This is a genomic window from Serratia sp. CMO1 (assembly GCF_015689115.1).
Classification (GTDB): Bacteria; Pseudomonadota; Gammaproteobacteria; order Enterobacterales; family Enterobacteriaceae; genus Serratia; species Serratia marcescens.
Genome location: NZ_CP065032.1, coordinates 200,980 through 226,790 on the forward strand (window position 1 = coordinate 200,980; position 25,811 = coordinate 226,790).

At 60.8% G+C, this 25,811-nt stretch carries 26 protein-coding genes; 22 read left to right on the forward strand and 4 right to left on the reverse strand.

Annotated features, from left to right (window positions below; all coding sequences use genetic code 11):
- The first annotated feature begins 198 nt into the window (after positions 1–198).
- The 8 genes from livF (at position 199) to IT763_RS00930 (ending at position 8,399) form a co-directional block, all read left to right on the forward strand.
- Entirely contained in the window at positions 199–900 is a 702-nt protein-coding gene (gene livF, locus IT763_RS00895; protein WP_206195081.1) for a high-affinity branched-chain amino acid ABC transporter ATP-binding protein LivF, read from the forward strand.
- Positions 901–944: 44 nt separating this feature from the next.
- Positions 945–2,132, forward strand: coding sequence for a PLP-dependent aminotransferase family protein (locus IT763_RS00900; protein ID WP_206195082.1), 1,188 nt, complete (start codon positions 945–947; stop codon positions 2,130–2,132).
- Between the two features lie 309 nt (positions 2,133–2,441).
- Positions 2,442–3,761, forward strand: coding sequence for a sn-glycerol-3-phosphate ABC transporter substrate-binding protein UgpB (ugpB, locus tag IT763_RS00905; protein WP_004934396.1), 1,320 nt, complete (start codon positions 2,442–2,444; stop codon positions 3,759–3,761).
- 78 nt (positions 3,762–3,839) lie between these two features.
- The gene (gene ugpA, locus IT763_RS00910; protein ID WP_015376293.1) at positions 3,840–4,727 is read left to right on the forward strand and encodes a sn-glycerol-3-phosphate ABC transporter permease UgpA; all 888 of its coding nucleotides are present in this window, start codon (positions 3,840–3,842) and stop codon (positions 4,725–4,727) included.
- Positions 4,724–5,569 carry a sn-glycerol-3-phosphate ABC transporter permease UgpE gene (gene ugpE / locus IT763_RS00915; protein ID WP_206195083.1) on the forward strand — a complete coding sequence of 282 codons (846 nt, stop codon included), beginning with the start codon at positions 4,724–4,726 and terminating at the stop codon, positions 5,567–5,569. The genes ugpA and ugpE overlap by 4 nt, the downstream gene beginning before the upstream one ends.
- A 5-nt stretch (positions 5,570–5,574) precedes the next feature.
- The gene (locus IT763_RS00920; protein WP_038874163.1) at positions 5,575–6,645 is read left to right on the forward strand and encodes a sn-glycerol-3-phosphate import ATP-binding protein UgpC; all 1,071 of its coding nucleotides are present in this window, start codon (positions 5,575–5,577) and stop codon (positions 6,643–6,645) included.
- On the forward strand, positions 6,645–7,382 hold the full coding sequence (ugpQ, locus tag IT763_RS00925) for a glycerophosphodiester phosphodiesterase (protein WP_016929459.1): 738 nt from the start codon (positions 6,645–6,647) through the stop codon (positions 7,380–7,382). Before IT763_RS00920 ends, ugpQ begins: the two co-directional genes overlap by 1 nt.
- 60 nt (positions 7,383–7,442) lie before the next feature.
- Positions 7,443–8,399 (forward strand): AEC family transporter, encoded by a 957-nt coding sequence (locus IT763_RS00930; RefSeq protein WP_016929458.1) that lies wholly within the window; start codon positions 7,443–7,445, stop codon positions 8,397–8,399.
- On the opposite strand, the gene IT763_RS00935 is transcribed toward IT763_RS00930, so the two are convergent.
- Positions 8,380–8,709: a hypothetical protein gene (locus IT763_RS00935; RefSeq protein ID WP_049299739.1), complete on the reverse strand. Its 330-nt coding sequence runs from the start codon at positions 8,707–8,709 to the stop codon at positions 8,380–8,382. The genes IT763_RS00930 and IT763_RS00935 overlap by 20 nt on opposite strands.
- 151 nt (positions 8,710–8,860) lie before the next feature.
- On the opposite strand from IT763_RS00935, the gene IT763_RS00940 reads away from it, so the two are divergent.
- On the forward strand, positions 8,861–9,721 hold the full coding sequence (locus tag IT763_RS00940) for a carboxylate/amino acid/amine transporter (protein WP_206195084.1): 861 nt from the start codon (positions 8,861–8,863) through the stop codon (positions 9,719–9,721).
- A gap of 16 nt (positions 9,722–9,737) precedes the next feature.
- Here IT763_RS00940 and metR read toward each other — a convergent pair whose 3' ends face one another.
- Positions 9,738–10,682 carry an HTH-type transcriptional regulator MetR gene (metR, locus tag IT763_RS00945; protein WP_016929455.1) on the reverse strand — a complete coding sequence of 315 codons (945 nt, stop codon included), beginning with the start codon at positions 10,680–10,682 and terminating at the stop codon, positions 9,738–9,740.
- A gap of 90 nt (positions 10,683–10,772) precedes the next feature.
- Between metR and metE the strand changes: the two genes are divergently transcribed.
- Entirely contained in the window at positions 10,773–13,061 is a 2,289-nt protein-coding gene (gene metE, locus IT763_RS00950; RefSeq protein WP_206195085.1) for a 5-methyltetrahydropteroyltriglutamate--homocysteine S-methyltransferase, read from the forward strand.
- A gap of 84 nt (positions 13,062–13,145) precedes the next feature.
- Here the strand turns inward: metE and IT763_RS00955 are convergent, their stop codons facing one another.
- Entirely contained in the window at positions 13,146–13,973 is an 828-nt protein-coding gene (locus IT763_RS00955) for a dienelactone hydrolase family protein (protein WP_079450407.1), read from the reverse strand.
- Between the two features lie 489 nt (positions 13,974–14,462).
- Here IT763_RS00955 and udp point away from each other — a divergent pair, with 489 nt between their 5' ends.
- The 12 genes from udp to hemB all read left to right on the forward strand — a co-directional run bounded on the left by udp (position 14,463) and on the right by hemB (position 25,064).
- Positions 14,463–15,224 (forward strand): uridine phosphorylase, encoded by a 762-nt coding sequence (gene udp, locus IT763_RS00960; RefSeq protein WP_004934432.1) that lies wholly within the window; start codon positions 14,463–14,465, stop codon positions 15,222–15,224.
- A 129-nt stretch (positions 15,225–15,353) separates the two neighbouring features.
- Positions 15,354–16,136, forward strand: coding sequence for a tyrosine-protein phosphatase (locus IT763_RS00965; protein ID WP_197759063.1), 783 nt, complete (start codon positions 15,354–15,356; stop codon positions 16,134–16,136).
- Between the two features lie 79 nt (positions 16,137–16,215).
- Positions 16,216–16,746: a DedA family protein gene (locus IT763_RS00970; RefSeq protein WP_004934438.1), complete on the forward strand. Its 531-nt coding sequence runs from the start codon at positions 16,216–16,218 to the stop codon at positions 16,744–16,746.
- A 140-nt stretch (positions 16,747–16,886) separates the two neighbouring features.
- A complete protein-coding gene (gene rmuC / locus IT763_RS00975; protein WP_206195086.1) occupies positions 16,887–18,434 on the forward strand; it encodes a DNA recombination protein RmuC in 1,548 nt (515 codons plus the stop codon).
- Positions 18,435–18,512: 78 nt separating this feature from the next.
- Positions 18,513–19,268, forward strand: coding sequence for a bifunctional demethylmenaquinone methyltransferase/2-methoxy-6-polyprenyl-1,4-benzoquinol methylase UbiE (gene ubiE / locus IT763_RS00980; protein ID WP_004934443.1), 756 nt, complete (start codon positions 18,513–18,515; stop codon positions 19,266–19,268).
- A gap of 13 nt (positions 19,269–19,281) precedes the next feature.
- Entirely contained in the window at positions 19,282–19,890 is a 609-nt protein-coding gene (locus tag IT763_RS00985; protein WP_206195087.1) for an SCP2 domain-containing protein, read from the forward strand.
- The gene (gene ubiB, locus IT763_RS00990; RefSeq protein WP_004934451.1) at positions 19,887–21,518 is read left to right on the forward strand and encodes a ubiquinone biosynthesis regulatory protein kinase UbiB; all 1,632 of its coding nucleotides are present in this window, start codon (positions 19,887–19,889) and stop codon (positions 21,516–21,518) included. Before IT763_RS00985 ends, ubiB begins: the two co-directional genes overlap by 4 nt.
- A gap of 80 nt (positions 21,519–21,598) precedes the next feature.
- Entirely contained in the window at positions 21,599–21,862 is a 264-nt protein-coding gene (gene tatA / locus IT763_RS00995; protein WP_016929449.1) for a Sec-independent protein translocase subunit TatA, read from the forward strand.
- A gap of 3 nt (positions 21,863–21,865) precedes the next feature.
- Positions 21,866–22,417, forward strand: a complete 552-nt coding sequence (gene tatB, locus IT763_RS01000) for a Sec-independent protein translocase protein TatB (RefSeq protein WP_021504797.1) — start codon at positions 21,866–21,868, stop codon at positions 22,415–22,417.
- Between the two features lie 3 nt (positions 22,418–22,420).
- Positions 22,421–23,191, forward strand: a complete 771-nt coding sequence (gene tatC, locus IT763_RS01005; RefSeq protein WP_004934456.1) for a Sec-independent protein translocase subunit TatC — start codon at positions 22,421–22,423, stop codon at positions 23,189–23,191.
- A gap of 53 nt (positions 23,192–23,244) precedes the next feature.
- Positions 23,245–24,027, forward strand: coding sequence for a 3'-5' ssDNA/RNA exonuclease TatD (gene tatD / locus IT763_RS01010; RefSeq protein WP_197759067.1), 783 nt, complete (start codon positions 23,245–23,247; stop codon positions 24,025–24,027).
- A gap of 14 nt (positions 24,028–24,041) precedes the next feature.
- The gene (hemB, locus tag IT763_RS01015) at positions 24,042–25,064 is read left to right on the forward strand and encodes a porphobilinogen synthase (protein ID WP_004934463.1); all 1,023 of its coding nucleotides are present in this window, start codon (positions 24,042–24,044) and stop codon (positions 25,062–25,064) included.
- 45 nt (positions 25,065–25,109) lie between these two features.
- On the opposite strand, the gene rfaH is transcribed toward hemB, so the two are convergent.
- On the reverse strand, positions 25,110–25,598 hold the full coding sequence (rfaH, locus tag IT763_RS01020; RefSeq protein WP_016929445.1) for a transcription/translation regulatory transformer protein RfaH: 489 nt from the start codon (positions 25,596–25,598) through the stop codon (positions 25,110–25,112).
- Positions 25,599–25,811 lie beyond the last annotated feature (213 nt).

Sequence of the window (25,811 nt, forward strand, 5' to 3'; positions counted from 1 at the left end):
AACATAGCGGGACTATGTTCGAATCTGACAACGCAGAGAGCGGGTTTTTGGGGCGCGACCCGCAGGGCTGGGGCTATTTCGCCGCGCCGCTGCGTTACTCACCATTTATTTGGCCCACCAAACCTCACGGCTCGCGCCTTGCTGCGCAGCGAAATAATCACCAGCGATGCTCACGCACAATGACGGGGCGCAGTCTTTATGTTGTCATTCAATCAGGTATCCGCCCATTACGGCAAAATTCAGGCGCTGCATCAGGTCAGTCTCACGATAAGTCAGGGCGAAATCGTGACGTTAATCGGCGCCAACGGCGCCGGTAAAACCACGCTGCTCGGCACCCTGTTCGGCGAACCGCGCGCCAGCGAAGGCAGCATCGTCTTCCAGGGGCAGGACATCACCCAGTGGCAAACCTCGCGCATCATGCGCGAAGCGGTGGCGATCGTGCCGGAAGGGCGGCGCGTCTTCTCGCGCATGACGGTGGAAGAAAACCTGGCGATGGGCGGCTTCTTCGCCGATCGTCACCAATATCAGCAGCGCATCGAACGGGTGTTCACGCTGTTCCCGCGCCTGCTGGAGCGCCGAAGCCAGCGCGCCGGCACCATGTCCGGCGGCGAACAGCAGATGCTGGCCATCGGCCGCGCGCTGATGAGCCAGCCGAAGCTGCTGCTGCTCGACGAACCTTCGCTTGGGCTGGCGCCCATCATCATCCAGCAGATCTTCGACATCATTCAGCAGCTGCGGGAAGAGGGCATGACCATCTTCCTGGTGGAGCAAAACGCCAATCAGGCGCTGAAATTGGCGGACCGCGGTTATGTGCTGGAAAACGGCCGCGTGGTGTTGGAAGATACGGGGGCTGCATTGTTAGCCAACGAAGCAGTGAGGTCGGCGTATCTGGGCGGTTAATCCGCCCCCCTACGAATTAAAATAATCAGGTACGAGAAGAAGAAATGAAGACAGAAGGGTTACTCGCGCAGCGCATCGTTAACGTAAAAAGTTCGGCCATCCGTGAATTGCTTAAGCACAGTAAGATGGAACACGTCATTTCGCTGGCGGGCGGCATCCCCTCTGATGCGCTGTTCGATTTCGAAGGGTTGAGCATCGCCACCCAGCAGGCGATCACCGAACAGCCGAAAAGCGCGTTTCAGTATGGTTTGACCGAGGGCAGCCCGCTGCTGCGTGAGCGCATTTGCGCGCTGTGCGCCGAGCGCGGCGTCACCGCTGGCGCGGAAGAGGTGATGGTCACCGCCGGCTCGCAGCAGGCACTGGATTTGGTGATGCGCGCCATCGTCAACCCGGGCGACGTGTTTGTGGTGGAGCGCCCGACCTACCTGGCGGCGCTGCAAACGCTGGAACTGGCGGAGGCCAACATCATGTCGGTCTCGTCTGACAGCGACGGCATGGTGGTGGAAGAGCTGGCCGAACTGCTGAAAACCCAGCGCATCAAGGGCGTGTACGTGGTGCCGAACTTCGGCAACCCCAGCGGCATTACCCTCAGCGCCGCGCGCCGCGAACTGCTGGTGAAGCTGGCCGCCGAACATAACTTCCTGATCATCGAAGACGATCCGTACGGCGAACTGCGTTTCACCGAAGAGCGCCACCCGACGCTGCATCAGGTGTCGCAGCGGGTGCTGGGCAACACCGACCACATCATCTATACCTCGACCTTCTCCAAGATCCTGGCGCCGGGCCTGCGTTTGGGCTGGGCGATCCTGCCGCCGTTCCTGCTGCATAAAGTGGCGATCATCAAACAGGCGGCGGATCTGCACGCCAGCGCCCTGTCGCAGAGCATCGTCGAATGCTACCTTGGCCTGGATCGCCTGCCGGCGCAGATCGACAAGATCCGCGCCGCCTACAAGCAAAAGGGCGAGATCCTGGCCGGTTTGGTGGAGCAGGAGCTGGGCGACTACATCACCTTCGATAAACCGAAGGGCTGCATGTTCCTGTGGGCGCGTTTCCGCCAGCCGTTCAACGCCACCGAATGGCTGAACACCACGCTGCAGCAGGGCGTGGTGTTCGTGCCGGGGGAATACTTCTTCTCCGACAACCCGGATCGTTCGACCTTCCGCCTGTCGTTCGCCACCGCCACCGAGCAGCAGATGCAAGAAGCGGTGGCGCGCCTGCGCCGTTCGCTGTAATCCTCGCGGCGGCGGAGCCCATGCCCGCCGCCGACATCAAACCGCCATCTTCACTTCACCTTGCCGTCATGTGGCTGTCATCTAACGGTTATTTTTCTGTCATCCGCGCATGGCATGTTATCCCCCGTCATCTTTCGAGCCGCAGCGTTGTTGGCTGCCCGGCTGCCCCCCTGTCACTTAGTTAGCTAAGCTCCAGGGAGCTAGCAGGTTGCCGCCTGGCTGCAACTCGAAAGCTATAGGGGCACTCCCTCATTAAGAATTGATTCTTTTCGCTCACGCGCTTTTACACCAGCTTTTCAGGAGTTAGGCATGCTCACCTACGCTATTCGCAAAACCACGCTGTGCGTCGCATTGACCCTGGCGGTCAGCGCCCAGGCGCTGGCGGCGACAGAAATCCCGTTCTGGCATTCGATGGAAGGCGAACTGGGTAAAGAAGTGGACTCTCTGGCGGATCGCTTCAACCAGTCGCACAGCGACGTCAAGATTGTGCCGGTTTATAAAGGCAACTACGAACAGAGCCTGGCGGCGGGTATCGCCGCTTACCGCTCCGGCAAGGCGCCGGCGATCTTGCAGGTTTACGAAGTGGGCACCGCCACCATGATGGCCAGCAAAGCCATCAAGCCGGTCTACGAAGTGTTTAAAGAGGCCGGCATCAACTTCGACGAATCGGTGTTCGTGCCGACGGTGGCCGGCTATTACACCGACAACAAGAGCGGGCATCTGCTGTCGCAGCCGTTCAACAGCTCCACGCCGGTGCTGTACTACAACAAAGACGCCTTCAAAAAGGCCGGCCTGAACCCGGATCAACCGCCGAAAACCTGGCAGGAACTGGCGGCGGATACCGCCAAGCTGCGCGAAGCCGGCATGAAGTGCGGTTACGCCAGCGGCTGGCAGGGCTGGATCCAACTGGAGAACTTCAGCGCCTGGCACGGCGTGCCGTTCGCCAGTGAAAACAACGGATTTGGCGGCACCAGCGCCAAGCTGGAGTTCAACCAACCGCTGCAGGTCAAGCATATCGCGTTGCTCGAAGCGATGAACAAGAAGGGCGACTTCACCTATTTCGGCCGCAAAGACGAATCCACCGAGAAGTTCTACAACGGCGATTGCGCCATCACCACCGCCTCTTCCGGTTCGCTGGCGGACATCAAGCACTACGCCAAATTCAACTACGGCGTCGGCATGATGCCTTACGACGCCGACGCGAAAAACGCGCCGCAGAACGCCATCATCGGCGGGGCCAGTCTGTGGGTGATGAACGGCAAAGACGCCGCCACCTACAAGGGCGTGGCCGAGTTCCTGCAGTACCTGGCGCAGCCGGAAATCGCCGCCGAATGGCACCAGAAGACCGGTTATCTGCCGATCACCACCGCGGCTTACGATCTGACCAAGCAGCAGGGCTTCTACGACAAGAACCCGGGGGCCGACGTCGCCACTCGCCAGATGCTGAACAAGCCGCCGTTGCCGTTCACCAAGGGCCTGCGGCTGGGCAACATGCCGCAGATCCGCAGCGTGGTGGATGAAGAGCTGGAAGGCGTGTGGACCGGCAAGAAAACGCCTCAGCAGGCGCTGGACGCCGCCGTGCAGCGCGGTGACGTGCTGCTGCGCCGCTTCGAAGCATCGACCAAGTAATCCTGCGTCGCGGGCCCGGCGGACCGGGCTCGCGTCTTCACGCCGATCCTTCTGCACCCGATTAATGGTTTAACGTCTATGTCATCTTCCCGTCCCGGTTTCGGCTGCAGCTGGCTGCCCTATGCGTTGGTGCTGCCGCAGCTGCTGATTACCGCCGTCTTCTTTTTATGGCCCGCCGGCGAGGCGCTGTGGTATTCGGTGCAGAGCCTCGATCCGTTCGGCCTGTCCAGCCAGTTTGTCGGGCTGGATAACTTTAAACAGCTGTTCCAGGATCCTTACTACCTCGACTCGTTCTATACCACGCTGATCTTCAGCTTTCTGGTGGCGGGCATCGGGCTGGCGGTCTCGCTGTTCTTCGCCGCGCTGGTGGACTACGTGCTGCGCGGCAGCCGCCTCTATCGCACGCTGATGATCCTGCCCTACGCGGTGGCGCCGGCGGTGGCGGCGGTGCTGTGGATCTTTCTGTTCAACCCCGGTCTGGGGTTGATCACCCATTTCCTCAACGGGCTGGGCTATAACTGGAACCATGCGCAAAACAGCGGCCAGGCGATGTTCCTGGTGGTGCTGGCTTCGGTATGGCAGCAGATAAGCTATAACTTCCTGTTTTTCCTCGCGGCGCTGCAGTCTATTCCGCGTTCGCTGGTGGAAGCGGCGGCCATAGACGGCGCCGGCCCGGTGCGGCGTTTCTTCCATCTGGTGCTGCCGCTGATCGCGCCGGTCAGCTTCTTCCTGCTGGTGGTCAATCTGGTGTACGCCTTCTTCGATACCTTCCCGGTGATCGACGCCGCCACCGGCGGCGGGCCGGTGCAGTCCACCACCACGTTGATCTACAAAATCTACCGCGAAGGCTTCGCCGGGCTGGATCTCTCCAGTTCCGCCGCGCAGTCGGTGATCCTGATGTTGCTGGTGATCGGCCTGACGGTGATCCAGTTCCGCTTCGTTGAACGTAAGGTGCGCTACCAATGATTGAGAATCGACGCGGGCTGGACATCTTCAGCCATGTGATGCTGATTATCGGCGTGCTGGTGGTGCTGTTCCCGCTGTACGTGGCCTTTGTCGCCGCCACGCTGGACGACAAACAGGTGTTTCAGGTGCCGATGACGCTGGTGCCCGGCGGCCACATGTGGGAGAACATTCGCAATATCTGGCAGGGCGGCGTGGGCAACCTCAAGGTGCCGTTCTCGCTGCTGCTGCTCAACAGCGTGATCATGGCGCTGGCGATCACCTGCGGCAAGATCGCGGTGTCGGTGCTGTCGGCTTACGCCATCGTGTATTTCCGTTTCCCGCTGCGCAGCCTGTTTTTCTGGCTGATTTTCCTCACCCTGATGTTGCCGGTGGAGGTGCGCATTTTCCCGACGGTGGAGGTGATCTCCAACCTCAACCTGCTGGATAGCTACACCGGCCTGACGCTGCCGCTGATGGCCTCGGCCACCGCGACCTTCCTGCTGCGCCAGTTCTTCATGACGCTGCCGGATGAGCTGCTGGAGGCGGCGCGCATCGACGGCGCCGGGCCGATGCGTTTCTTCTGGGACATCGTGCTGCCGCTGTCGAAAACCAATCTGGCGGCGCTGTTCGTCATCACCTTTATCTACGGCTGGACCCAATACCTGTGGCCGATCCTGATCACCAGCGACGCCTCGATGGGCACCGCGGTGGCGGGCATCAAGAGCATGATCTCCACTTCCGGCGCGCCGACCCAGTGGAACCAGGTGATGGCGGCGATGATTCTGACTTTATTGCCACCGCTGGCGGTGGTGCTTCTGATGCAGCGCTGGTTTGTGCGCGGTCTGGTTGATAGCGAGAAATAACGACGATGGCAGGATTAAAACTACAGGCGGTCACCAAGTCTTACGACGGTAAAACGCCGGTGATCAAACAGATCGACCTCGACGTGGCGGACGGTGAATTCATCGTGATGGTCGGCCCGTCCGGCTGCGGCAAATCCACGCTGCTGCGGATGGTGGCCGGGCTGGAGCGCACCACCAGCGGCGATATTTATATCGATACCCGGCGCGTGACCGATCTGGAGCCCAAGGATCGCGGCATCGCGATGGTGTTCCAGAACTACGCGCTCTATCCGCACATGAGCGTGTACGACAACATGGCCTACGGCCTCAAGATCCGCGGTTTCGGCAAGGATCATATCCGCCAGCGGGTGGAGGAGGCGGCGCGCATTCTGGAGCTGGAGCCGTTGCTCAAGCGCAAGCCGCGCGAACTTTCCGGCGGCCAGCGCCAGCGGGTGGCGATGGGGCGCGCCATCGTGCGCGAACCGGCGGTGTTCCTGTTCGATGAACCCTTGTCCAACCTGGACGCCAAGCTGCGGGTGCAGATGCGCCTGGAGCTGCAGCAGCTGCACCGACGCCTGAAAACCACCAGCCTGTACGTGACCCACGATCAGGTGGAGGCGATGACGCTGGCGCAGCGGGTGATCGTGATGAACAAGGGCGTGGCGGAGCAGATCGGCACCCCGAGCGAGGTATATCAGCGGCCGGCTTCGCTGTTCGTCGCCGGCTTTATCGGCTCGCCGGCGATGAACCTGCTGCCCGGCACCCTGAGCGCCGACGGCGGCCAGCTGCTGCTGGCGGACGGCATGGCGCTGCCGTTGCCGGCGGCCAAGCCGCAGTGGGCGGGACGGCAGTTGACGCTGGGCATTCGGCCGGAGCATATTCAGCTGGTGGCGCAAGGCCAGGGCGTGCCGCTGCAGCTGCAGACGCTGGAACTGCTGGGAGCCGATAATCTGGCGCACGGCCAGTGGGGCGGTCACGGGGTGATCGCGCGGCTGTCGCATGAAACCTTGCCGGCGGCGGGCAGTACGCTATATTTGCAGCTGCCTGCTCAGGCGCTGCACTTCTTTGACACCCACAGCGGATTACGGATGGATTGATGACGAGACCCTGGCCTTACCCTCATATTGTCGCCCACCGCGGCGGCGGTTCTCTGGCGCCGGAAAACACTCTGGCGGCGATCGACGTCGGCGCGCGCCACGGCCACAAGATGATCGAGTTCGACGCCAAGCTGGCGCAGGACGGACAAATTTTCCTGCTGCATGACGATACGCTGGATCGCACCAGCAACGGCTGGGGCGTGGCGGGCGAACTGCCGTGGGATAAACTGGTGCAGCTGGACGCCGGCAACTGGTACAGCTCGGCCTTCAAGGGCGAGCGGCTGCCGCTGCTGTCGGAGGTGGCGGAACGCTGCCGGGAACATGGCCTGATGGCCAATATCGAGATCAAACCGACCACCGGCAGCGACGATGAAACCGGCCGGGTGGTGGCGCTGGCGGCGCGGTTGCTGTGGCAAGGGCAGACCGACCCGCTGCTCTCCTCCTTCTCGGTGGAAGCGTTGGCGGCGGCGCAGCGCACCGTGCCGGATTTGCCGCGTGGCCTGCTGCTGGAGGAGTGGGACGACAACTGGCGCGAGCTGACGGAGCGTCTGGACTGCGTCTCGCTGCATATCGACCACAAAGCGCTGACCGCCGAGCGGGTGAACGCGTTGAAAGACGCCGGGCTGCGCATTCTGGTGTATACCGTCAACCAACCGGATCGCGCGCGCCTGCTGCTCGACTGGGGCGTTGACTGCATTTGCACCGACCGGATAGATTTGATTGGCTCGGATTTTTAATCCGGCGCCGATAAATCCCGCGACGACAAGCCTTGCCGCCGCGCCAACGGAAGGAATGCGATGCCAGGCTTTATGATGTCACTGTGGCACCAGATCGTGCTGTCTTTACCGCTGTTCGCCCTGATCGCGTTGGGTTATGGGCTGATTCGCTGGGGGAAATGGCCCTCCAGCATCACCGATGGCCTGACGCGTTTCGTGTTTTCCCTCGCCTTGCCCGCCATGCTGTTTCGCATGATGTGCGACTTCTCGCAGCGCCCGGCGGTCGACGCCCGGTTGTTGATCGCGTTCTTCGGCAGTTGCCTGATCGTGTTCGTGCTTGGCCGCCTGGTCGCCCGGCACCTCTTCCGGCTGGATGGCGTCGCCGGATCGGTGTTTGCGCTGGGCGGTATTTTCTCCAATAACGTGATGCTCGGTTTACCGATCGCCAGCGTAATGCTGGGGCAGGCGGCGATCCCGTCGGTGGCGCTGGTGCTGGTGTTCAACGGCCTGATCCTGTGGACGCTGGTGACGGTGTCGATCGAATGGGCGCGCAACGGCTCGCCGACGCTGGGCGGCTTCGCTAAAACCGCGCGCAGCGTGCTGACCAACCCGCTGATCGTCGGCATTTTGTCCGGCACGCTGTTTAGCCTGACCGGCTTGCCGTTGCCGGACTTCGTCGATCGACCGGTCAGCATGCTCGGCCAGGTGGCGGCGCCGCTGTCGCTGGTGGTGCTTGGCATGGGGCTCGCCGAGTACCGCATCAGCGAAGGCTGGCAGCTGAGCAGCGCCATCTGCGTGCTGAAGTTGCTGGTTCAGCCGTTGGTGATTTGGCTGCTGGCCTGGATGATGGATCTGCCGCCGATGGAGACCCGGGTTGTGGTGCTGCTTGGGTCGATGGCGGTGGGGGTGAACGTCTACCTGATGTCGCGCCAGTTCAATACGCTCACCGGCCCGGCCGCCACCAGCCTGGTGATGTCCACCGTGCTGGCGGCGATCACCACGCCGCTGATCCTCACCGTTATGGGCGTGCGGGCGTAGCCGGCAGCGGCGCCTGCGGCACCGCCGGCGCGGTGCGATTGAACGGATCGCGCGGCTGGTTGCCGTTAGGCAGCAGTTGCCCGCCGCTCGGCGCGGTTTGCAACAGCTGTTGCCGTTGATTGTCGAACTGTCGCTGCTGCTGCAGGCGGCGTTGATCCATTTGCCGGTTGTTCAACAAGCGCTGTTGTTGCGCCTGCTGGCTGTTTTGGTTGAGTAACTGCTGCTGTGAGCGCAGGTCGGTTACGCCGTTGGCCGCCGCCGCCAACCCTGGCAGCAACAGCAAAGCGAACAGAATGTGAGACGTTTTCATGATGGTTACCTCGCCTTTTTATTAAGCCTAACTCAGCGGTGAAATTTTGCTGGTAGTTTGTATTTTGTTCAGATGTAAACCGCCTTTCATCCCCTTATGCGTCCATCTTCCGTTACAATCGCCCTTTCGGTCTTTTTAGGGTGAACCCATCGTGCTGCTTTTGGTTATAACCACCATCCTGTGGGCGTTTTCTTTCAGCCTGATCGGCGAGTACCTGGCGGGCCATGTCGACAGCGGGTTCTCGGCGCTGGTGCGCATCGGGCTGGCAGCGCTGGTGTTCCTGCCGTTCCTGCGCTGGCGCAATATCAAGCCCAGGGTGATCCTGCTGTATATGCTGGTGGGCGCCTTCCAGCTGGGCATCATGTATCTGTTCAGCTTCCGCGCCTATCTCTACCTGGCGGTACCCGAATTCCTGCTGTTCACCGTGTTGACGCCGCTGTACATCACGCTGATCTACGACTTACTGCGCGGCCGCCGTCTGCGCTGGGGTTATGTGTTCAGCGCGCTGCTGGCGGTGCTGGGCGCGGCGATCATTCGCTATCACCAACTGAGCGAACACTTCTGGTGGGGGCTGCTGTTGGTGCAGGCGGCGAACATCAGCTTCGCCATCGGCATGGTCGGCTATAAGCGCCTGATGGAAGTGTACCCCTTGCCGCAGCACACCGCCTTTTCCTGGTTCTACCTGGGGGCGGCGGCGGTGGCGGTAGTGGCCTGGTTCCTGTGGGGCAATCCGCAGCAGCTGCCAACCACCAACCTGCAGTGGGGCGTGCTGATCTGGCTGGGCGTGGTGGCGTCGGGGCTGGGCTATTTCATGTGGAACTACGGCGCGACGCAGGTGGATGCCGGCACGCTTGGCATCATGAACAACATGCATGTGCCGGCCGGCTTGTTGGTCAACCTGGCTATCTGGCAGCAGCAACCGCACTGGCCGAGCTTTATCATCGGCGGGGCGGTGATCGTCGCTTCGCTGTGGGTGCACCGCCGCTGGGTGGCGCCGAAACAGCTCGGCTAAACGGGGGGCCGACAGTTTATACGCCGGCCGCCAACGCTTTGGCGCCGGTCGCGCCGGGGCGTGCCGCATCGCGCACGAACGGCAGATGATCGCAGGCGTGCTGGCGGGCCGAGCGGATAAAGGCTTCGGTCACCGCCTGGCGCTGTTCGCCGTCGCGCACGGCGGCGTACAGGCGGCTCCACAGGCCGTCACCCAGGGTTTTGGTCACCACCAGCCCCTGCCGTTCGAAACTCTCCACCACCCAGTGCGGCAGCGCCGCAATCCCCATCCGCGCCGATACCATCTGGATCAGCAGCAGTGTGTTATCGACGTTCTTCAATGCCGGGTTAACGCCCGCCGGCTGCAGGAAATGCCGCCAGATATCCAGCCGCTGGCGCTGCACCGGGTAAATCAACAGCGTTTCATCGCTCAAGTCTTCCGGCTCGATGTGCGGCTTGCCGGCCAGCGGATGATCCGGCGCCAGCACCAGACGCACCTCGAAATCGAACATCGGCGAATAGTGCAGGCCGCTGCGCGGCAGAATATCCGACGTCATCACCAGATCCAGCTCGCCCTGTTGCAGGGCCGGCTGCGGATCGAAAGTCACGCCGGAAGTGAAGTCCATCACCACCTGCGGGAAACGCTGGCGGAAGTTGTCCAGCGCCGGCGTCAGCCACTGAATGCAGCTGTGGCATTCGATGGCGATGCGCAGCGTGGTCTGGTGCGGCTCGTGGCAGGCCTGCAGCGCCTGTTGGATCTGCGGCAGCACCTGTTCCGCCAGCTGCAGCAGGATCTCGCCCTGGGCGGTGAAGCGCAGCGGTTGGCTCTTGCGGACGAACAGCTTGAAGCCCAGACGTTGCTCAAGATCGCTGAACTGGTGCGACAGGGCAGACTGCGTCTGATGAAGTTGGGCCGCCGCCCCCGCCAGCGAACCGCTGTTGCGCAGAGCCTGCAGCGTCCGTAAATGTTTCAGTTCGATCATGAGAGTCCTTCACATTGACAGTGAATAAATTGCGCTTGTGGTTAATACAGTACCTGCTGATTATGGATGTGTAAACATCTGGACGGCTAAATGGGGAATATGACGATGGCAATTTTGAATCACACACTGGGTTTTCCTCGCGTTGGGCTACGACGTGAGCTGAAAAAAGCTCAGGAAAGCTACTGGGCCGGCAACTCAACGCAGGAAGAGCTGTTGGCGGTTGGCCGCGAGCTGCGCGCTCGTCATTGGCAGCAGCAACAACAGGCCGGGGTGGATTTGGTGCCGGTCGGCGATTTCGCCTGGTACGATCATGTGTTGACCACTAGCCTGCTGCTGGGCAATGTGCCGGCGCGCCATCAGAATGCGGATGGCTCTATTGATCTGGACACGCTGTTTCGCATCGGCCGTGGCCGCGCACCGACCGGCGAGCCGGCGGCCGCGGCGGAAATGACCAAATGGTTCAACACCAACTACCACTACATGGTGCCCGAATTCCAGCAAGGCCAGCAGTTCAAGCTGGGCTGGACTCAGCTGTTGGACGAAGTGGATGAAGCGCTGGCGCTCGGCCATCGCATCAAGCCGGTGCTGCTGGGTCCGCTGACCTATCTGTGGCTGGGGAAAGTGAAGGGTGAGCCGTTCGACCGCCTGTCGCTGCTGAAAGAGATTCTGCCTGTTTACCAGCAGGTGCTGGCCGAGCTGGCGAAGCGCGGCGTTGAGTGGGTGCAAATTGACGAGCCTGCGCTGGTGCTGGAACTGCCGCAAGCCTGGCTGGACGCGTTCAAACCGGCTTACGATGCGCTGCAGGGGCAGGTGAAGCTGCTGTTGACCACGTATTTCGACAGCGTCGGCCATAACCTCGACACCATTCGCACGCTGCAAGTGCAGGGGCTGCACGTCGATCTGGTCGCCGGTCATGACGATATCGCCGCGCTGAGCGCCGCATTGCCGAAAGACTGGCTGCTGTCACTGGGGGTGATCAACGGCCGCAACGTTTGGCGCGCCGATCTGAGCCGCTGGTTTGAGCGCTTGCAGCCGCTGGTGGGTACTCGCCCGCTGTGGATTGGCTCCTCTTGTTCACTGTTGCACAGCCCGATCGACTTGAGCGTGGAAAGCCGTCTGGACGAAGAAGTGAAAAGCTGGTTCGCCTTCGCGCTGCAAAAATGCGCCGAACTGGCGCTGTTGAGCTCTGCGCTGAACGCGCCTGACGCGGCGAAACAGGCTGAACTGGACGCCTACAGCGCGCCGATCCGCGCCCGCCGTCAGTCGAGCCGTGTGCATAACCCACAGGTTGAGCGCCGGCTGGCCGCGATCACCGCGCAGGACAGCGAACGCCACAGCGCTTACGCCGAGCGCGCCAGGGCGCAGCGCGAGCGTTTCAACCTGCCGGCCTGGCCGACCACCACCATCGGTTCGTTCCCGCAGACCACCGAGATCCGCGGCCTGCGTCTCGACTTCAAACAGGGCCGTTTGGACGGCAATAACTACCGCACCAGTATCGGTGAGCACATCAAACAGGCGATTGTCGAGCAGGAACGTCTCGGGCTGGACGTGCTGGTGCACGGTGAAGCCGAGCGCAACGACATGGTGGAGTATTTCGGCGAGAACCTCGACGGCTTCGTGTTTACCCAGAATGGTTGGGTGCAGAGCTACGGCTCCCGCTGCGTGAAGCCGCCGGTCATCATCGGTGACGTCAGCCGCCCGGAAGCCATTACCGTCGAATGGGCCAAATTCGCCCAGTCGTTGACCGACAAGCCGGTGAAAGGCATGTTGACCGGGCCGGTGACCATCCTGTGCTGGTCGTTCCCGCGTGAAGACGTGACCCGCGAAGTGATCGCCAAGCAGATTGCGCTGGCGCTGCGCGACGAGGTGGAAGATTTGGAAAAAGCCGGCATCGGCATCATTCAGATCGACGAACCTGCGCTGCGCGAGGGGCTGCCGCTGCGTCAATCCGACTGGGCCGCCTACCTGAACTGGGCGGTGGACGCCTTCAAATTGAACGCCGCCGTGGCGCAGGATGACACCCAGATCCACACCCACATGTGTTACTGCGAGTTCAACGACATCATGGACTCCATCGCCGCGCTGGACGCCGACGTGATCACCATCGAGACCTCGCGTTCCGATATGGATCTGTTGGAAGCCTTCAAAGAGTTCGAATACCCGAACGAAATCGGGCCGGGCGTCTACGACATCCACTCGCCGAACGTGCCGAGCGTGGAATGGATCGAAGCGCTGCTGCGTAAAGCGGCGCAGAACATCCCGGCGGAACGCCGGTGGGTCAATCCGGATTGCGGCCTGAAAACTCGCGGCTGGCCGGAAACCCGGCAGTCGCTGGCCAACATGGTATTGGCGGCGCAGCGCCTGCGCGAGCACGCGTGATGCCGTGCGGCGGATGAACCGCCGCTTATAGATTTACTGGTGTGATGATTGGGCGCTTCGGCGCCCTTTTTTATGCGAGGGACATTATTTGACGCCGTGCTGGGCGAACCACGCCAGCATGCGCTGCCAGCCGTCCTCCGCCGCTTCGGCGTTGTAGCTGGGGCGATAGTCGGCGTTGAATGCGTGCCCGACGCCAGGATATACCACGATTTCGGCTTCGGCGTTGGCGGCGCGGATCGCCTGACGCATGGTTTCCACCGTCTCCAGCGGAATGCCGTTGTCCTGCCCGCCATACAGCCCCAGCACCGGCGTTGACAGGTGGGTGGCGACATCGACCGGATGCTTCGGTGAATTCAGCGTTTTCTCGCCGACCAGTTTGCCGTACCAGGCGACCGCCGCCTTCAACTGCGGGTTGTGCGCCGCGTACAGCCAGGTAATGCGGCCGCCCCAGCAGAAACCGGTGATCGCCAGCTTGCCGGCGTCGCCGCCGTGGCGAATAGCCCAGTGCGCGGCGTGATCCAGATCGGACAACACCTGACGATCCGGCACCTTGGTCACCAACTGCTGGAACAGCTCGCCGATATCGCTGTAGTCGTTGGCATCGCCCTGGCGGAAATAGAGCTCGGGCGCGATCGCCAGATAGCCCTGCTTGGCCAGGCGACGGCACAGATCCTGAATGTGCTCATGGACGCCGAAGATTTCCTGCACCACCAGCACGATGGGAAAGGGGCCGTTATGGTCGGCGGGTTTGGCGACGTAGGCCGGCAGCGCGTCGCCCTGAGAAGGGATGGTCGTTTGCCCGGCGTGAATGCCCTGTTCGTCGGTGATAATCGCGGAGGTGGCCAACGGCGCGGCGGCCGGGGCGAATCCCCCCTGAGCCTGTTCTAATGTCATCACATGTTCGGTTTTCATTGCGGTCTCCGTGCAATAGAAAAAAGCGCTGAGATTAACTATAGGAAAGATTACCCATTATTGGCGCTGCGTGACGCACTTTCGGACAAGTCGATAAAAAACGGCTAATTATCTGGCTTTGCGGCATTTTTAAGCGCTTTTTATCATGTTATTACGCGTTTTGGCCCGCGTAAGTGCCATAAGGTGCGTTAGAGGGCTTTTTTGTCCCTAAGCAACCGATAAGATGGGGGTATTTCGAATTGATGCGCTAAATAGTTTCAGTCGGCAACCAACGGACAGGGAGCGGCAAGGTTTATCGGCTAGACTGAGGTTTAGCGGTTTGAGGGCGGCTCATTAATGGGGTTTTTTTTGTGACTTAATTCACAAAAAATATGTAGCATGTAATTTGTTTCTCTTTTCATAGTGACTATCGTCACGAAATTAAACGGCGATTTTCAGTAGAGTGCTTTTTTGTTCCTCCCAATAAACATGATCCATGAGGAGTCTCGTATGTCTCAGTCTGACGTTTTTCATCTCGGCCTCACCAAGAACGATTTACAAGGGGCCCAGCTTGCCATCGTGCCGGGCGATCCGCAGCGCGTAGAGAAGATTGCCAAGCTGATGGAAAATCCGGTGCATCTGGCCTCCCATCGTGAATTCACCACCTGGCGCGCAGAGCTGGACGGCAAGGCGGTGATCGTCTGCTCCACCGGTATTGGCGGCCCGTCTACCTCTATCGCGGTGGAAGAGCTGGCGCAGCTGGGTATTCGCACCTTCCTGCGCATCGGCACTACCGGCGCCATTCAGGCCAATATCAACGTCGGTGACGTGCTGGTGACTACGGCGGCGGTACGCCTCGACGGCGCCAGCCTGCACTTTGCGCCGATGGAGTTCCCGGCGGTTGCGGACTTCGCCTGCACCACCGCGCTGGTGGAAGCGGCCAAAGCCAGCGGCGCGACCACCCACATTGGCGTAACCGCTTCTTCCGATACTTTCTACCCGGGCCAGGAACGTTACGACACCTACTCCGGCCGCGTGGTCAGCCGTTTTAAAGGCTCGATGGAAGAGTGGCAGGCGATGGGCGTGATGAACTATGAAATGGAATCCGCCACGCTGCTGACCATGTGCGCCAGCCAGGGCCTGCGCGCCGGCATGGTGGCTGGGGTGATCGTTAACCGCACCCAGCAAGAGATCCCGAACGCCGAAACCATGAAAAACACCGAAAGCAAAGCGGTGCAGATCGTGGTGGACGCCGCCCGCCGTCTGCTGTAATCGCCTCCCCTCAACGGGCCGCCGACGCGGCCCGTTTTTCCATTCGCGGCTAATCTGTTACGGTGATACTCCTCAGCGCTGCGCCGATGGCTGCCGCGCGTTGTCATAACAAAAACAACGAGGACGTTTATGACCGCCCAGATCCTGCTTCATCCTTCGCTTGCGCCGCTCGACGGCGGCATTAACTTCCGTGACTTCGGCGGCAACGGCGTGGCCGACGGGCGCCGCATCAAACGCGGCCTGCTGTTCCGCTCCGGTTCTCTCGAGCGGCTGACGGAAAACGACTGCACTTTCCTCGCTGGAGTGCCGGTGCGTTCGGTGCTGGACTACCGCGATGCCGACGAGGTGCAGGCCAAACCGGATATTCTGTGGAATGGCGCCGACTATCACCATGTGCCGGCCAACCCGCTGAGCAGCGAAGTCAACGCCAACCTGGAAAAGCTCACCAACGAAACGCTGGCCGCTTTCGACGCTCGGGCGTTCATGCTGGAGCTGTATCGCCGTCTGCCGTTCGGCAATGCGGCCTATCAGCGGCTGGCGCAGCTGTTGAGCAACCCTGGCGGCGGCGCGATCGTGCAACACTGCGCGGTCGGCAAGGATCGCACCGGGGTCGGTTCGGCGTTGGTGCTGTTCGCGCTGGGGGCCGACGAAACGACGGTACTGGAAGACTATCTGCTGACCGAAACCACGCTGGCCACTTTCCGCGAACAGATGCTGGATCAGCTCTCTATCAAGCTGAATGCGGCGGCGCTGGAGCAATTCGCCTACGTGCTCAGCGCGCGCGAGGAGTTCCTGATGACGGCGCTGGGCTGCATCCGCCAACAATACGGCTCCACCGACCGCTGGCTGGAAGCGGAATACGGCCTGGGCGCGGCCCAGCGCGAAGCGCTGCAGGCATTCTACCTCGAGTAAATTGCCGCGTGTTTAGCCGGGGTTTAACTCGCCCCGGCTTATCCTAGGCGGCGAACCATCGCGTATCAGGAGCCCCGTATTGAGCCTCAATGACGTTATCAACTGGGTCAGCGACGTCGTGCGTCAGCACGAAGGCTGGGCCATTCCCATCATTTTCTTCCTGGCGTTCGGCGAGTCGCTGGCGTTTTTGTCGCTGCTGCTGCCGGCCACGGTGATCCTGCTGGCGCTGGGCGCGCTGATCGGCGAAAGCGGCATCGCCTTTTGGCCGATTTGGGCCGCTGCCGCCGCCGGGGCGTTTTTCGGCGACTGGCTCTCTTACTGGATCGGCTATCACTATCAGGATCGCGTGGCCCATATGTGGCCGCTGTCGCGCAATCCGCAGCTGCTGGCGCGCGGCCACGCCTTCTTCGAGCGCTGGGGCGTGCTGGGCATTTTCATCGGCCGCTTCTTCGGCCCGCTGCGCGCCGTGGTGCCGCTGGTGGGCGGCATTTGCGGCATGCCGCAGCGCTATTTCCAGCTGGCCAACGTCACGTCGGCGATGATCTGGGCGTTTGGCATTCTGGCGCCGGGGGCATTCGGCATCAAGTGGCTCAGCCAGTGGCTGGGCTGATTTCTCGCTAAATTGCGCAGCGCCGCGCAATATTGTGCGCGGCCGGCAAAATCAGGCTGGACATCCATACAGCCTCCCCTTAACGTGACGGGCAATGGGCGAGCAAAACGCCGCAACGGCTAGGTGCAACAGGAGGCAGGGTGGATACCAGTCTGATTTATGGGATTGGCGGCGTCGCGATCGGCATGCTGTTGGGGTGGCTGATCGCCAGTCTGCGGGTGCAGCAGACGCATGCGCAACATGAAACCGAACTGCGGTTGCTGGAGCAAGCGTTGCAGCAGGCGCAGCAGGAAACGGCCGTGCGGCAGGAAACGCTGCAGCGCCACGAGCAGCAGTTGCGCCAGAGCGAGCTGGAGCTGCGCAATCTGCACAGCCAACTGGCGGCCGGACATGAGAAGCTGCAACAGCTCAACCATTGGCGCAACGAATGCGAGCTGCTCAATCAGGAGCTGCGCGCCCAGCGCGAGGTTAACAGCGCGCAGGAAGCCGAACTGCGCGAAGTCACCATCCGTCTGGAAGAGACGCGTATGGCGGCGGAGGAGAAGCAGCGCCTGCTTATCAACAGCGAACAGCGGCTCACCACCCAGTTTGAAAATCTCGCCAACCGCATTTTTGAACACAGCGGCCGCAAGGTTGACGAGCAAAATAAGCAAAGTTTGGATCGTTTACTGCTGCCGCTGCGCGAACAGCTGGACGGTTTCCGCCGTCAGGTGCAGGACAGCTTTGGCCAGGAAGCGCGGGAGCGCCATACGCTGACGCACGAGATACGCAATCTGCAGCAGTTGAACGCGCAGATGGCGCGCGAGGCGATCAACCTCACCAAGGCGCTGAAAGGCGACAACAAAACGCAGGGCAACTGGGGCGAGGTGGTGCTGAGCCGGGTGCTGGAGGCTTCCGGCCTGCGCGAAGGGCATGAGTATGAAACGCAGGTCAACGTGCGGGTGGATCATCAGAGCCGCATGCAGCCCGATGTGATCGTGCGCCTGCCGCAGGGTAAGGATGTGGTGATTGACGCCAAGATGTCGCTGATCGCCTACGAGCGCTATTTCAACGGCGAGGATGAGGCGGAGCGCGAAGCGGCGCTGAGCGAACATATCGCCTCGCTGCGCGGCCACATCCGCATGCTGGGCCGCAAGGACTATCAGCAGCTGCCGGGGCTGCGTTCGCTGGATTATGTGCTGATGTTCATTCCGGTCGAGCCCGCCTTCCTGCTGGCTATCGATCGCGAGCCAGAGCTGATCAGCGAAGCGCTTAAGCACAACATCATGCTGGTCAGCCCGACCACGTTGCTGGTGGCGCTGCGTACCATCACCAACCTGTGGCGCTATGAGCATCAGAGCCAGAACGCCCAGCGCATCGCCGATCGCGCGGCGAAACTGTATGACAAGATGCGGCTGTTCGTGGACGATATGTCCGCTCTGGGGCAGAGCCTGGACAAGGCGCAGGGCAGTTATCGTCAGGCGATGAACAAACTGAGCGAAGGCCGTGGTAATCTTATCGGCCAAATTGAAGGTTTCCGCGCGTTGGGGGTTGAGGTCAAACGGCCGATAAACCCGCTGCTGGCGCAGCAAGCCGGCGCGCAACACGATGAAGCGGAAGAGGCGAACGACGATGATGTCGCCGCGCTGCCGCAGACGAACGACGATGACGATACCGCCGGGGAACCGGGCTTCGTTTCGCACGGCTGAGGCCGTGGCGAGGTGGGGTATTCACCGGGCTTCTGGTACACTCATCCACACAAAATTGACTGAATAGCAGGCAGGACAATGGCAGATCAATCGCAGGAAACCACCGATTTCGGTTTTCGCACCGTCGCTAGAGACGAAAAACAGGCCATGGTGGCGGACGTTTTTCATTCGGTAGCGGCAAAGTATGACGTGATGAACGACCTGATGTCGTTCGGTATTCACCGTATCTGGAAGCGTTTCACCATTGACTGCAGCGGCGTGCGCCGCGGGCAGCGCGTGCTGGATCTGGCCGGCGGTACCGGCGACCTGGCCGCCAAGTTCTCCCGCATGGTCGGCGAGCAGGGGCAGGTGGTGCTGGCGGACATCAACGATTCGATGCTCAAGATGGGGCGCGAGAAGCTGCGCGATCGCGGCATCGTCGGCAACATCAATTATGTGCAGGCCAACGCCGAAGCGCTGCCGTTCCCGGACAATTACTTCGATTGCATCACCATCTCCTTTGGCCTGCGTAACGTCACCGACAAAGACAAAGCGTTGCGCTCGATGTTCCGCGTGCTGAAACCGGGCGGCCGTCTGCTGGTGCTGGAGTTCTCCAAGCCGCTGCTGGCGCCGCTGAGCAAAGCCTATGACGCCTACTCTTTCCACGTGCTGCCGAAGATCGGCGAGTTGGTGGTGAAAGATCCTGACAGCTACCGTTACCTGGCGGAATCGATCCGCATGCACCCCGATCAGGAAACCCTGAAGGGCATGATGGGCAACGCCGGTTTTGAAAACGTCACCTATTTCAACCTGACCGGTGGGATTGTCGCCCTGCATCGCGGCTTCAAGTTCTGAGAGGGAGATGCCGATGCTGTTTACCCCTCTGCTGACCGGCGCGTTGGAAACCTCGCTGAATAACCTGCTGTTTCGCGATCGCAGCATGAAAGCCGCCCGCCAACGCCTGGCGGGCAAGGTGCTGCGCATCGAACTGGAAGAGCTGGCTTCACCGCTGGTGCTGGTGTTCAGCGAACTGCGCGTGGATGTGCTGGGGCAGTCTGAAGACAGCGCCGATTGCACCGTGCGTAGCCGCATTCCCGCCTTACTTAAGCTGCGCGATCGCCAGCAGTTGCCGGTGCTGATGCGCAGCGGCGAATTGACGGTGGAAGGCGATATTCAGGTGGTGCAACAGCTGGTTGGCCTGCTCGATCTGGCGGAGTGGGATCCGGCGGAGTGGCTGGCGCCCTACATCGGCGATATCGCCGCCCAAGGCATTACACCGGCGCTGGGAAAAGGCGCCTCGCTGCTGAAAGCCGGCTTTATGCGCCGGCAGCAAGACATGGCTGAGGCGTTGACCGAAGAGTGGCGCCTGGCGCCGGGGCCGCTGGAAGTGGTGTGGTTCAACGAAGAAGTTGACGCACTCGCCCGCAGCGCGGAAGCGCTGATTGCCCGTATGGACAAGTTGGAGGGCAAGCGATGACCCCAGGCGAACTGCGCCGTTTGTATTTTATCGTCCGCGTTTTTCTCAGCTATGGGCTGGATGAGCTGATCCCTAAAATGCGGTTGACGCTGCCGCTGCGCTTTGGCCGCCGGCTGCTGTTCTGGATGCCGAATCGGCACAAGGACAAACCGCTGGGTGAACGTCTGCGGCTGGCGCTGCAGGAATTGGGGCCGGTCTGGATCAAGTTCGGCCAAATGATGTCGACCCGTCGCGATCTGTTTCCGCCGCACATTGCCGATCAGCTGACGCTGCTGCAGGATCGGGTGGCGCCTTTCGATGGCGCGTTGGCGCGTAAGCATATCGAGCTGGCGATGGGCGGCCCGCTGGAGACCTGGTTCGATGACTTCGATCAGCAGCCGCTGGCCTCTGCCTCGATCGCGCAGGTGCATACCGCGCGGTTGAAAACCACCGGCCAGGAAGTGGTGCTGAAGGTGATCCGGCCGGATATCGGGCCGATCATCAAGGCCGACGTGCGTCTGATGTACCGGTTGGCAGGCTGGGTGCCGAAGCTGTTGCCGGACGGCCGCCGTCTGCGCCCGCGCGAAGTGGTACGCGAGTATGAGAAAACTCTACTGGACGAATTGAACCTGCTGCGCGAAGCGGCTAACGCCATTCAGCTGCGCCGCAATTTCGACGGCAGCCCAATGCTGTACGTACCGGAAGTTTATTCCGACTACTGCCGCGAAAGCGTATTGGTGATGGAGCGCATTTACGGCATTCCGGTCTCGGACATCGCCACGCTGGAACAGCAGGGCACCAACATGAAACTGTTGGCGGAACGCGGCGTCCAGGTGTTCTTTACCCAGGTCTTCCGCGACAGCTTCTTCCATGCGGACATGCATCCCGGTAATATTTTCGTCAGCTACGAACATCCGGAAGATCCTTGCTACATCGGCATCGACTGCGGCATCGTCGGTTCGCTGAATAAGGATGATAAACGCTACCTGGCGGAAAACTTCATCGCCTTCTTCAACCGCGATTACCGCAAGGTGGCGGAACTGCACGTCGACTCCGGGTGGGTGCCGCGCGACACCAACGTGGAAGACTTCGAATTCGCCATCCGCACCGTGTGCGAGCCGATTTTCGAGAAGCCGCTGGCGGAGATTTCCTTCGGCAACGTGCTGCTGAACCTGTTCAACACCGCGCGACGCTTCAATATGGAAGTGCAGCCGCAGTTGGTGTTATTACAGAAGACCTTGCTGTATGTTGAAGGACTGGGGCGTCAGCTCTATCCGCAGCTGGATCTGTGGACCACCGCCAAGCCGTTCCTCGAGAGCTGGCTGCGCGATCAGGTCGGCATTCCCGCCGTGGTGCGTGCGCTGAAAGAGAAAGCGCCGTTTTGGGCGGAGAAGCTGCCGGAACTGCCCGAGCTGTTTTACGACAGCTTGCAGCAGCATAAACTGTTGCAACAAAGCGTTGATAAGCTGACCAACCAGATGCAGGCTCAGCGGGTTCGTCAGGGGCAGTCACGTTATTTGTTCGGCGTTGGCGCTACACTGTTGGTAAGCGGCACGCTGCTGCTGCTGGGGCAAATCGAGGTGTTTCCCGCCTGGATGATGGCCGCCGGCATCGTATGCTGGGTGATTGGCTGGAAGCGAACCACCTGATTTAATTCGTCACTCTGGTAAAGTCGGCCCTATAATGCGGGCTGGCTTTAAAAGACCCTTTAAAATTAGAGGTAATTAAAATGGGCGGTATTAGTATTACGCAATTGTTGATCATCGCAGTGATCGTGGTGCTGTTGTTCGGTACCAAAAAACTGCGCACGCTGGGCTCCGATCTCGGTGCCTCGATCAAGGGCTTCAAGAAGGCGATCGGCGACGATACGCCGTCGACCCCCAACACGGCTGAGAAAAGCAGCCTGGATGACGCTGACTTCTCGGCCAAGCCTATTACCGAAAAGCAGCCGGAAGTGAAACCGGAAGAGTCGAAGAACAAAGAGCAGGTATAAACCGTGTTTGACATTGGGTTTAGTGAGCTGCTGCTGGTGCTGGTGATCGGCCTGGTTGTTCTGGGGCCGGAACGCTTGCCGGTCGCGGTCAGAACGGTATCGGGCTGGATCCGCGCGCTGCGCTCGCTGGCGGCCTCGGTGCAGCACGAACTGTCTCAGGAGCTGAAGCTGCAGGAGCTGCAGGACAGCCTGAAAAAAGCGGAACAGGCCGGCCTGCAGAACCTGACGCCGGAACTGAAGGCGTCGATGGATGAGCTGAAAGACGCGGCGGAATCATTGAAACGCACCTACCAGGGCGAGAAAGAAGAGCTGGCGAACACCATTCATAACCCGCAGATCACCGATCCGGAAGCCTTGCACGACGGCGTGACGCCGGCGGAAGCGGCAACCCGCGCCAGTGCGCCCGCCGCCGCGCCAAAACCGGCAGCGGAACCTGAAGCCGTCGCGCCGGTGGCGGCGCAACCGGCTAAAGCGCCGGCGGAAACCGCGCCGGCACCTGTCGAACCTGTTGCGGATAAAACCCCAGCGTCTCACCAACCTAGTGGCGATCGTTAATACATGGCTGTTGAAGATACCCAACCCCTTATCAGTCATCTGATAGAGCTGCGCAAGCGGCTGTTGAACTCGATTATTTGCGTGCTGGCGGTGTTCGTGGTGCTGGTGTTTTTCGCCAACGACATCTACCAACTGGTGTCTGCGCCGCTGCTGAAGCAGTTACCGGCCGGGGCGAGCATGATCGCCACTGACGTGGCGTCACCGTTCTTTACCCCGATCAAATTGACCATGATCGTCTCGGTGTTCGTCTCCGCGCCGATGATTTTGTATCAGGTGTGGGCATTCATCGCGCCGGCGCTGTACAAGCATGAACGCCGCCTGATGATGCCGCTGCTGGTGTCCAGCAGCCTGCTGTTCTACCTCGGCATGGCTTTCGCCTACTTCATCGTGTTCCCGCTGGCCTTCGGCTTCTTCGCCAAGACCGCGCCGATGGGGGTGACCATTGCGACCGACATTAAAAACTACCTCGATTTCGTCATGGCGCTGTTTATGGCGTTCGGCGTTGCCTTCGAAGTGCCGGTCGCCATCATTCTGCTGTGCTGGAGTGGCGTCACCTCGCCGGAAGATCTGAAGAAGAAACGGCCGTATGTGTTGGTTGGCGCGTTTGTGGTCGGCATGCTGTTGACGCCGCCAGACGTGTTCTCGCAAACCTTGTTGGCAATACCGATGTATCTGCTGTTTGAAGTGGGGGTGTTCTTCGCTCGCTTCTATACCGGCAAACGTCGTCCGCAAGCGGAAGAAGAAGACGAGGGTGACGAACCCCCAGCCCCCTGATCCACATTGATTGCGAAGCCGCCCATTGGGCGGCTTTTGCTTTGGAAAAAATCATGTTTGATATCGGCGTTAATCTGACCAGCAGCCAATTCGCCAAAGATCGCCAGGCGGTGGTGGAGCGCGCCCGCGCGGCGGGCGTTACCGGGATGTTGATTACCGGCACCGATCTGGCAGAGAGCCGCGAAGCGGCGGAACTGGCGCAGCAACATGCGGGTTACTGTTGGTCTACCGCCGGTGTGCATCCGCACTACGCCAGCGGTTGGGATGAACACGCCGCCGAGCAGATTTATGCGTTAGCCGCACGCCCTGACGTGGCGGCGATCGGCGAATGCGGCCTGGATTTCAATCGCAACTTCTCGACGCCCGCGCAGCAGGAAGCGGCGTTCACCGCGCAGCTGGCGCTGGCGGCGGAGTTGGCGCTGCCGGTGTTTCTGCATTGCCGCGACGCACACGCACGTTTTGCCGAGCTACTGACGCCGTGGTTGGATAAACTGCCCGCGGCCGTGGTGCACTGCTTCACCGGCACCGCCAAAGAATTAACAAGCTGCCTGTCGCTGGGTTTGTCGATCGGGATTACCGGTTGGGTCTGCGACGAGCGGCGCGGCCTGGAACTGCGCGCACTGTTGCCGCAGATCCCAGCCGAGCGTCTGCTGCTGGAAACTGACGCCCCTTATCTGTTGCCCCGGGATTTACAGCCTAAACCCGCATCTCGCCGCAACGAACCCTGTTTCCTGCCCCACATCGTGCAGCAGGTCGCCGTCTGGCGGCGGGAAGAGCCGCAATGGCTGGGGCAAAAAACCGATGAGAACGCCCGCCGGCTATTCCGGCTGGTTTGAGCTAGGAGAAAACTATGAGCTATGCATTTCCGGGCACCTTCCCTGGTCGCCGTATGCGCCGCGTGCGCCGTCACGACTTCAGCCGCCGCCTGGTGGCCGAGAATCAACTGACGGTCAACGACCTGATTTATCCGGTGTTTGTCATGGAAGGCAGCAACCGCCAGGAAGAAGTGGCCTCGATGCCGGGCGTATCGCGCATGACGATCGATCTGCTGGTGAAGGAAGCGGAAACCATCGCCAAACTTGGCGTGCCGGTGATTTCCCTGTTCCCGGTGATCGAACCGAGCCTGAAATCGCTGCATGCGGAAGAAGCCTATAATCCTGAAGGGTTGGTACAGCGCACGGTGCGCGCGCTGAAAGACGCGGTGCCTGAACTGGGCATTCTGACCGACGTGGCGCTCGATCCCTACACCACGCATGGGCAGGACGGGGTGATCGATGAGCAGGGTTATGTGATTAACGACGTGACCAAAGACATTCTGGTGCGTCAGGCGCTGTCCCATGCTGAAGCGGGCGCGGAAATCGTGGCGCCGAGCGACATGATGGACGGCCGCATCGGGGCGATCCGCGATCGTCTGGAATTGCAGGGCCTGGTGAATACCCAGATCATGGCCTACTCCGCCAAGTATGCTTCCTGCTACTACGGCCCGTTCCGCGATGCGTTGGGCTCCAGCGGCAATCTGAAGGGCGGCAACAAGAAGACCTATCAGATGGATCCGGCCAACAGCGACGAAGCGCTGCAGGAGATTGCGCAGGATCTGCAGGAAGGTGCGGACATGGTGATGGTGAAACCGGGCATGCCGTACCTCGACGTTGTGCGCCGCGTGAAGGATACCTTCGGTGTGCCAACCTTCGCTTATCAGGTGTCCGGCGAGTACGCGATGCATATGGCGGCGATTCAGAACGGCTGGCTGCAGGAGCAACCTGCGGTGATGGAATCGTTGATGTGCTTTAAACGCGCCGGCGCCGACGGCGTGCTGACCTACTTCGCCAAGCGTGTCGCCCAGTGGCTGCACGACGACGCGATGCGCCGCTAAGCGTAAAATGAGCCAACAAAAAGGCGCCTGAGGGCGCCTTTTGCATTACATCTTCTGGAACTGTCGGTTGTCGATGCTTTGGCTGACCTGCTTGTTGATCAGGTTCAGCAACAACATGGAACGCGCTTCGCCGTCCGGCTCGGTGTAGATCGCCTGCAGCCCTTCGAACACGCCGTCGACGATCAGAACGGTATCCCCCGGCTGTGGGGTTTCCGGATCGACATAGGTTTCGCAGGCGTGCGTGCGCAGTTCATCGATCACCTTGCTCGGGATGACGCTCGGCAACGCGCCGAAACGCACGAAGTGGCTGACGCCACGGGTGGCGCTGATGGTGGTGGTGTGAATGCGCTCCGGGTCGAACTCCACAAACAGATAGTTGGGAAACAGGGGTTCGCTGACCGCGATGCGCTTACCACGCACGATCTTTTCCAGCGTGATGATCGGGCTGAGGCAGTTTACCTGCTGCCGTTCCAGATGTTCCTGCGCCCGCAACAACTGACCGCGTTTGCAATAAAGTAGATACCAGGATTCCATAGTTTCACATGCCTTTCTGCCAGCCGGTAAGCATATCAAAAGCTATTCCGGATACATAGTGATGCAAGTTTCAGCGTGTAACATCACCTATCTCTATGAATCTGCGGCTATTAGCGAGGGGTCACACACTTATCGATACGGCGCTGGTATAACAGAGGGCTAAAAATTTGTTACCGTCACAGTATGACAGGCGTAGCGCCGCCGGCTGTGACG

Coding starts and splice junctions, on each gene's coding strand:
- livF (WP_206195081.1), top strand. CDS start 199: ATGTTGTCATTCAATCAGGTATCCGCCCATTACGGCAAAATTCAGGCG.
- IT763_RS00900 (WP_206195082.1), top strand. CDS start 945: ATGAAGACAGAAGGGTTACTCGCGCAGCGCATCGTTAACGTAAAAAGT.
- ugpB (WP_004934396.1), top strand. CDS start 2,442: ATGCTCACCTACGCTATTCGCAAAACCACGCTGTGCGTCGCATTGACC.
- ugpA (WP_015376293.1), top strand. CDS start 3,840: ATGTCATCTTCCCGTCCCGGTTTCGGCTGCAGCTGGCTGCCCTATGCG.
- ugpE (WP_206195083.1), top strand. CDS start 4,724: ATGATTGAGAATCGACGCGGGCTGGACATCTTCAGCCATGTGATGCTG.
- IT763_RS00920 (WP_038874163.1), top strand. CDS start 5,575: ATGGCAGGATTAAAACTACAGGCGGTCACCAAGTCTTACGACGGTAAA.
- ugpQ (WP_016929459.1), top strand. CDS start 6,645: ATGACGAGACCCTGGCCTTACCCTCATATTGTCGCCCACCGCGGCGGC.
- IT763_RS00930 (WP_016929458.1), top strand. CDS start 7,443: ATGCCAGGCTTTATGATGTCACTGTGGCACCAGATCGTGCTGTCTTTA.
- IT763_RS00935 (WP_049299739.1), bottom strand. CDS start 8,709: ATGAAAACGTCTCACATTCTGTTCGCTTTGCTGTTGCTGCCAGGGTTG.
- metR (WP_016929455.1), bottom strand. CDS start 10,682: ATGATCGAACTGAAACATTTACGGACGCTGCAGGCTCTGCGCAACAGC.
- metE (WP_206195085.1), top strand. CDS start 10,773: ATGGGGAATATGACGATGGCAATTTTGAATCACACACTGGGTTTTCCT.
- IT763_RS00955 (WP_079450407.1), bottom strand. CDS start 13,973: ATGAAAACCGAACATGTGATGACATTAGAACAGGCTCAGGGGGGATTC.
- udp (WP_004934432.1), top strand. CDS start 14,463: ATGTCTCAGTCTGACGTTTTTCATCTCGGCCTCACCAAGAACGATTTA.
- IT763_RS00965 (WP_197759063.1), top strand. CDS start 15,354: ATGACCGCCCAGATCCTGCTTCATCCTTCGCTTGCGCCGCTCGACGGC.
- ubiE (WP_004934443.1), top strand. CDS start 18,513: ATGGCAGATCAATCGCAGGAAACCACCGATTTCGGTTTTCGCACCGTC.
- IT763_RS00985 (WP_206195087.1), top strand. CDS start 19,282: ATGCTGTTTACCCCTCTGCTGACCGGCGCGTTGGAAACCTCGCTGAAT.
- ubiB (WP_004934451.1), top strand. CDS start 19,887: ATGACCCCAGGCGAACTGCGCCGTTTGTATTTTATCGTCCGCGTTTTT.
- tatA (WP_016929449.1), top strand. CDS start 21,599: ATGGGCGGTATTAGTATTACGCAATTGTTGATCATCGCAGTGATCGTG.
- tatC (WP_004934456.1), top strand. CDS start 22,421: ATGGCTGTTGAAGATACCCAACCCCTTATCAGTCATCTGATAGAGCTG.
- tatD (WP_197759067.1), top strand. CDS start 23,245: ATGTTTGATATCGGCGTTAATCTGACCAGCAGCCAATTCGCCAAAGAT.
- hemB (WP_004934463.1), top strand. CDS start 24,042: ATGAGCTATGCATTTCCGGGCACCTTCCCTGGTCGCCGTATGCGCCGC.
- rfaH (WP_016929445.1), bottom strand. CDS start 25,598: ATGGAATCCTGGTATCTACTTTATTGCAAACGCGGTCAGTTGTTGCGG.